The organism is Mycobacterium sp. (assembly GCF_035653355.1).
GTDB lineage: Bacteria > Actinomycetota > Actinomycetes > Mycobacteriales > Mycobacteriaceae > Mycobacterium.
On sequence record NZ_DASRBZ010000401.1, the window covers coordinates 1 to 5,862 of the forward strand.

Below are 5,862 nucleotides of genomic sequence, written 5' to 3' on the forward strand. Positions count from 1 at the left end.
GCCACCCAGCGCATCGCGTACGCCGCCGAACGGTCCACTTTGGACGGATCCTTCCCGGAGAACGCGCCACCACCGTGGCGGGCCATCCCGCCATAGGTGTCAACGACGATCTTGCGTCCGGTCAGGCCGGCATCGCCCATGGGGCCGCCCAGCACGAACTTGCCGGTCGGGTTGACCAGCAGCCGCACGTCGGAGGCGTCCAGGGTGTCGTGAGCCAGGTCGTCGAGCACGGTGTTGAGCACCTTTTCCCGGATGTCGGGGGTCAGCATGTTGTCCAAGTCGACATCGGCGGCGTGCTGGGTGGAGATCACCACGGTGTCCAGCCGCACCGGGGTGTTGCCTTCGTAGGCGATGGTGACCTGGGTCTTGCCGTCCGGGCGCAGATACGGCAGCACGCCGTTCTTGCGGACCTCGGCCAGCCGCCGGGACAGCCGGTGGGCCAGCGCGATCGGCAGCGGCATCATTTCCGGGGTGTCTTTGATCGCGTAGCCGAACATTAGGCCCTGGTCGCCGGCGCCCTGGGCGTCCAGCGGATCCGCGACACCCTCGACGCGGGCCTCGTAGGCGGTGTCGACACCTTGGGCGATGTCGGGGGACTGCGCGCCGATGGCGATGTTCACCCCGCACGACGCGCCGTCGAAGCCCTTGTCGGAGGAGTCGTAGCCAATCTCCAGGATGCGGCTGCGAACCGTGTCGGTGATCTCGGCGAACGCCTCCTTGGCGTTGGTGGTCACCTCCCCGGCGACATGTACCTGCCCGGTGGTCACCATGGTCTCGACAGCGACCCGTGAGCGGGGATCGTCGGCCAGCAGAGCGTCGAGCACCGAGTCGCTGATGGCGTCGGAGATCTTGTCGGGGTGTCCCTCGGTCACCGACTCGCTGGTGAACAGCCGACCCTTTTCGCTCACACCCAGATCCTTCCGCCTCATCGACAAAATGTTAGTTAGACGAATTATATCGTCGCGCCGTCCACCCGACCGCCGGCACGGGCGTCACCCAATCGGGCTTACCCGCTGCCGCTGTGCAGAAAGGCGGCGATTGCGTCCACGATACGACTGGCCATCAGCGTCTTGGAGCCGTGTTGCAGCGCAGACTCGGTGCCGTCGGCGGCCAGCAGCCAGCCGTCGTTGCTGTCGACCTCGAAGGCCTTGCCCTCGCCGACGGCGTTGACCACGAGCAAGTCACAACCCTTGCGGCGCAACTTGTTTCGCGCGTGGAACAGGACGTCGCCGTTCGCGTCACCGGTCTCGGCGGCGAAACCGACGATGGCCCGCATGTTGGGCAGCTGTCCGTCGGCGCGCGCCCGTACCGCGCCGGCGAGCACGTCGTCGTTGCGGACGAGCTGGATGGTCGGGGGCTCCTCGACGCCCTTTTTGATCTTCGCGGTTGAGACGTGCGCGGGCCGGAAGTCCGCGACAGCGGCCGCCATCACCAGCACGTGCGCGTCGGGCGCATGCTTGGACACCGCGTCGCGCAGTTGCTGCGCGGAACTGACGTGCACGACGTCGACGCCGGCGGGATCGATGAGCCCCGCGGTGTGTCCGGCGATCAGGGTGACCTCGGCACCGCGCTGCGCGGCGACCCGGGCCACCGCGTAGCCCTGCTTTCCTGAGCTGCGGTTGCCGATGAAGCGCACCGGGTCGATCGGCTCGCGGGTGCCGCCGGCGGTCACCAGTACCTTGCAGCCGGCGAGGTCGTAGGGCAGCGCGTCGGGGCGTTCCAGTAACAGGTGGGCGAACGTGGTGATCTCCTCGGCTTCGGGCAGCCGGCCGGCCCCGCTGTCGGCGCCGGTCAGCCGCCCGGACGCCGGTTCCAGCACCACCGCGCCGCGGCGCCGCAGCGTGGCCACGTTGTCGACGGTGGCCGGATGCAACCACATCTCGGTGTGCATCGCAGGGGCGAACAGCACCGGACATCGCGCGGTGAGCAGCGTCGCGGTCAGCAGATCGTCAGCGCGCCCGGCCACTGCGCGGGCCAGCAGGTCGGCGGTCGCCGGGGCCACCACCACCAGGTCGGCCTCTTGGCCGATATGAACGTGCGGCACCAGCGGGACGTCGTCGAAGACGCCGGTGCGCACCGGTTCGCCGGACAGCGCTTCGAAGGTGGCCGCCCCGATGAAACGCAACGCCGATTCGGTGGGGACGACCCGAACTTGGTGGCCCGCTTCGGTGAGCTGACGAACGACGGTGCACGCCTTGTAGGCGGCGATGCCCCCGGAGACGCCGACGACGATCCGCTTGCGGTCCATGCCGCGACGCCTACTTACTCGCCTTCGGTGTGCTCGAGCAGGTCGGCGTGGATTTCGCGCAACGCGATGGACAGCGGCTTTTCCTGCAGTCCCGGCTCCACCAGCGGACCGACGTACTCGAGGATGCCCTCGCCGAGCTGGTTGTAGTAATCGTTGATCTGCCGGGCCCGCTTCGCCGCGTAGATCACCAGGGCGTACTTGCTCGAGACGCGCTCCAGCAACTCGTCGATGGGTGGATTGGTGATGCCCAGCGGCGGGTCGTAGGTCACGGTGCCGCCCAGGGCGGGATCGAACTGATCCGCGGCGGGGGCGGCGGCCGGCGACGCGTCGGACTGAGGAGTGCTCACTGAAAAATTTCTCCTGGCGAAGTAGTACGGCGGGGAACGGCTAGCGACTCGAACCAGACAAACCGACTCACGCCGTGTTCGGCGTGGTTCCCAGCAGCAAGGATACCAACTGCGAGCAGGCAGTCTCCAATCGATCGTTGACCACGACTTGGTCGAAGTCAGCTTGAGCTGCCAGTTCGGCGCGGGCTGTGGCGAGCCGGCGACGGATCACGTCCGGTGTCTCGGTGCCGCGGCCGACCAACCGGGCTTCCAAAACTTCCCAGCTCGGCGGCGCCAGGAAAACGGTGAGCGCTTCGGGCATCGCTTTCTTGACCGCCCGGGCGCCGGCCAAGTCGACCTCGATGAGCACCGGATGCCCCGCCGCGGTGGCGTCACGAATCGGCTGCGCCAGGGTGCCCGATCGGTGCAGCCCGCCGTGGATCTCCGCCCACTCCAGCAGGGCACCGTCGTCGATCAGCTGCTGGAAGCGCTCCGGTGCCACGAAGTGGTAGTCGACGCCGTCGACCTCGCCGGGCCGGGGCGCCCGGGTCGTGACCGACACGCTGAAGTGCAGGTCAGAGATCCGTTCCCGCAAGCACCGAACCACCGTCGACTTTCCGACGGCAGAGGGACCGGACAGCACCACCACACGTCCCGCCGTCGCCGGCCGAAGACCTTGGTCGCGCTCGCCGTCCGGTCCCCCGTCGGCGCTCATCTGTCCGGTTAGGCGGAGCCGAACTTTTCCAGCAGAGCCTTGCGCTGCCGATCTCCGAGGCCACGCAGCCGGCGGGTCGGCGCGATCTCAAGCTCGGTCATGATCTCTTGCGCCTTGACCTTGCCCACCTTCGGCAGGGCCTCGAGCAGTGCAGACACCTTCATCTTGCCCAAGACCTCGTCGGTCTCAGCGTCCTTGAGCACTTGCTTGAGGTTGGTGCCGCCGCGCTTGAGCCGATCCTTGAGTTCGGCTCGCGCTCGACGTGCGGCAGCAGCCTTCTCCAACGCGGCGGCGCGCTGCTCGTCGGTCAACTGGGGAAGGGCCACGATTCCTCCGTCTCATCGATCTTGTTGGTCTCAGCCGGGTACACCAGCCAGCGGAGACGACCGTACCCACGCTGACTGACGAAATCTAACCCGCCCCCCTGCTTCGGGCCACAAAGGCCCAGCTTGCGGGCGCGTCGACGACCTTGTGCGGCCTGCCTGAAGCTGGCGAAGCCCGACGCGTTGGCCGGTGGTGCGGCGAGCGCGGCATGCCGCGATAGTGCTGTCTACCAGGAGTTTTGGGCGTGCCTACGGGTCGCGCGCCCAGTGTGACGACAGCACCCGCTGGCCTAGCCGCGGCCGTGGCGGTGGAATCTTGACCGATTTCGCACGTCGCGGCGTGTCGCGCGTGTCGCGTGCCGAGTCGAGCAGCGGGCCCTACTTGCCTCCCCGCCAGGCTCGGTCGAACGGAAGCCGCCAGGCATGCGGGGCGATGAGCTGGTGAATGGCGTTCGGGCCCCATGAGCCGACGTCATAGCTGCGCACCGGCGGCGGGTCCTCGAGCAGCGGGGCGGAGACCTCCCAGAGCCGCTCGATCCCTTCCGCGGTGGTGTACAGCGTGTGGTCGTCGTGCATGGCATCGAGGATCAGCCGCTCATAGCCTTCCAGCACATCGCGGACGGCCTCGGTCTCGGCTAGGCCGAACTGCAGGCTGTGCTTGTCCAGCTTCATGCCTGGTCCGGGACGTTTGCCGTAGAACGACAGCGACACCTTGGACTCGTCGGCGAGGTCGAAGGTGAGGTGATCCGGGCCGTGCAGCCCGATGCCGCAACCCGGCGGGAACATGCTCTTGGGCGGTTCCCGGAACGCAATCGAGATGATGCGCTGGCCCTCAGCCAAGCGTTTGCCGGTGCGCAGGTAGAACGGCACACCCGCCCAGCGCCAGTTGTCGATCTCGCACTTGAGCGCCACGAACGTCTCGGTGTCGGAATCCGATGAGACCCCGTCCTCCTCGCGATATCCCCGGTATTGGCCGCGCACCACGTGGGTCGGGTCCAGCGGCACCATGGACTCGAACACCTTGTTCTTCTCGGCGCTGATCGCCCGTGAGGCGAGCGCCGTCGGCGGTTCCATCGCCACGAACGCGAGGATCTGGAACAGATGCGTGACGACCATGTCGCGGAAGGCACCGATCGGCTCGTAGAACGCCGCGCGGCCCTCCAGGGACAGCTTCTCCGGCACGTCGATCTGGATGTGGTCGATGAATGTCCGGTTCCAGATCGGCTCGAACAGGCCGTTGGCGAACCGGAAGGCCAGGATGTTCTGCGCGGCTTCCTTGCCGAGGAAATGGTCGATTCGGAAGATCTGCGATTCGTCGAACTTCTCATGGATGGAGGCGTTCAGGTCGACCGCGCTCTCGAGATCGGTGCCGAACGGCTTTTCCATCACCACCCGGGCGCCCTTGACGAGTCCGGCGTCCTCGAGTGTCTGGAGCACCGGGATCACGGCTTTCGGGGGAACGCTCAAGTAGTGCAGCAGCCGTACCTCACCGTCCAGGTGGGCGGCCTGCTCGTGCACCGCGTCCGATAGCGCGCCGGCTCCCTTCGCCTGCGATACGTACCGCAAGTTCTGCAGCCATTTGTCGAGGTCGTCGCGTTTAACGTCACGCCGGGAAAACTCCACGCATGCTTCTCCGGCGAGCTTGCGGAAACCGTCGTCGTCGAGGTCGTCGAGCGAGGTGCCGACGATCCGCAGTTCGGGCGCCAGTTTCGACATGCACAGGTGGAACAGGCCCGGAAGCAACTTACGTCGGGCCAAATCACCTGTGGCGCCGAACAAGACGACGACGTGCGGGGCGGCGCCACTAGCTTTGCCCTTGGTCGTTGATGTTGAACTGGTCACACCTACGATGTTCCCACTTGGTCTCTATGCGACGCGACGAATTCGCGAGCGCCCGACATCGGGTCGGGCGGCGTTCCGCAAAGGCGGTTGGCGACGGCGCTTTGGTCCGCATCACGGCCTTTTTTGCCCTGCTCGCGCGCTAGGGTTTGGTTATGCCGATGATGCGGATCCGGGAAGCCGCCGAGCTGCTCGGGGTCAGCGACGACACCGTGCGGCGATGGATCGACCAGGGCAGCTTGTCGGTCAGCCGCGATCAGTCCGGCCGCAAGGTGATCGCCGGCGACGAGCTGGCGGAATTCTGGCGCACCAACGCACGGCCCCTGCCGGCCAATCCGCTCGGGGTGGGCAGTTCGGCGCGCAACCGGTTCGTCGGCTTGGTGACCCGGGTGGTCAGCGACAAGGTGATGG

The 5,862-nt window shown here is 67.0% G+C and carries 7 protein-coding genes; 1 reads left to right on the top strand and 6 read right to left on the bottom strand.

The window, feature by feature from the left end; genetic code table 11:
• From metK to zwf, 6 genes are all read right to left on the bottom strand, one after another.
• The coding region (metK, locus tag VFA16_RS13805; RefSeq protein ID WP_324968367.1) for a methionine adenosyltransferase at positions 1-908 on the bottom strand (908 nt) is incomplete at its 3' end.
• Between the two features lie 98 nt (positions 909-1,006).
• A complete protein-coding gene (gene coaBC, locus VFA16_RS13810) occupies positions 1,007-2,248 on the bottom strand; it encodes a bifunctional phosphopantothenoylcysteine decarboxylase/phosphopantothenate--cysteine ligase CoaBC (protein WP_324968362.1) in 1,242 nt (413 codons plus the stop codon).
• Positions 2,249-2,262: 14 nt separating this feature from the next.
• The gene (gene rpoZ, locus VFA16_RS13815; RefSeq protein ID WP_324968363.1) at positions 2,263-2,595 is read right to left on the bottom strand and encodes a DNA-directed RNA polymerase subunit omega; all 333 of its coding nucleotides are present in this window, start codon (positions 2,593-2,595) and stop codon (positions 2,263-2,265) included.
• 67 nt (positions 2,596-2,662) lie between these two features.
• Positions 2,663-3,289 (bottom strand): guanylate kinase, encoded by a 627-nt coding sequence (gmk, locus tag VFA16_RS13820; RefSeq protein WP_324968364.1) that lies wholly within the window; start codon positions 3,287-3,289, stop codon positions 2,663-2,665.
• Between the two features lie 8 nt (positions 3,290-3,297).
• Positions 3,298-3,615, bottom strand: a complete 318-nt coding sequence (gene mihF / locus VFA16_RS13825) for an integration host factor, actinobacterial type (protein WP_003920181.1) — start codon at positions 3,613-3,615, stop codon at positions 3,298-3,300.
• A 375-nt stretch (positions 3,616-3,990) separates the two neighbouring features.
• A complete protein-coding gene (zwf, locus tag VFA16_RS13830) occupies positions 3,991-5,454 on the bottom strand; it encodes a glucose-6-phosphate dehydrogenase (protein WP_324968365.1) in 1,464 nt (487 codons plus the stop codon).
• Between the two features lie 152 nt (positions 5,455-5,606).
• Here zwf and VFA16_RS13835 point away from each other — a divergent pair.
• A partial coding sequence (locus tag VFA16_RS13835; RefSeq protein WP_324968366.1) for a helix-turn-helix domain-containing protein occupies positions 5,607-5,862 on the top strand: 256 nt, incomplete at its 3' end.